At 56.1% G+C, this 631-nt stretch carries 1 protein-coding gene and 1 pseudogene; both read right to left on the reverse strand.

Annotated elements, in window-relative coordinates; translation table 11 throughout:
- Window positions 1-31: 31 nt before the first annotated feature.
- A complete protein-coding gene (locus BN93_RS18895) occupies window positions 32-202 on the reverse strand; it encodes a hypothetical protein (RefSeq protein ID WP_232211228.1) in 171 nt (56 codons plus the stop codon).
- 14 nt (window positions 203-216) lie between these two features.
- Window positions 217-631 (reverse strand): annotated as a pseudogene (locus BN93_RS16115) (TonB-dependent receptor domain-containing protein); the annotation flags it as partial.

Consider the following 631-nt stretch of genomic DNA (forward strand, 5'->3'; position numbering starts at 1 on the left):
CCTTGGAGAGGGGCTGGGGGGGTGAGGCTTCTTAAAATTCTACCGCCAACGTTGCTGTAAATGTTCGGGCCGAAGGGGCATTAGTGATGTCGCGCGAAAGGCTGCCCATGCCACGTGTTTGGCGTGTTCCACCGTTGGATTCAACTTGCGGTTCGATGCCGCTGTAATTGGTAACAAGAAACAAGTTCTGGGCGGTGAGCATCAGTCGGGCACCTTTCAGTACGCCCGATGTGAGCCGTTTGGCAAAAGACTGGCATCGTAGCCCAACGAGATGGACGAGAGCCTGAGGAAGTCGGCCTTCTCGATGTAGTTGGCGCGGTTGCGTTCGGTGCGCGCCAGTTTCTCGGCCACGTTGCGGTAAGCATCTGTCCCCACCGTTTCGGCAGCCAGTTGTGCGCGTAGTTCTTCGCATTTCTTAAGGTTGTCGCCCAGTCCGGCCACGTTGTAGAAACTTTGGTTGTAGACCGATGCCCCAACGGCCCAGTTGAATTTGGTGCTAAGCGTGAGGTTAGACAGCAGGCGGAGGTCGAACCCGAAGGCACCGTTGAAGTCGGGGAAGGGTTTGCCTAGATAGTGATATTCGTCGGTTTCTTTCGCTCCAAGGTATTTGCCTGTGGCATCGTAGCGCGCC

Source organism: Prevotella conceptionensis 9403948, from assembly GCF_000312305.1.
GTDB classification, from domain to species: Bacteria; Bacteroidota; Bacteroidia; order Bacteroidales; family Bacteroidaceae; genus Prevotella; species Prevotella conceptionensis.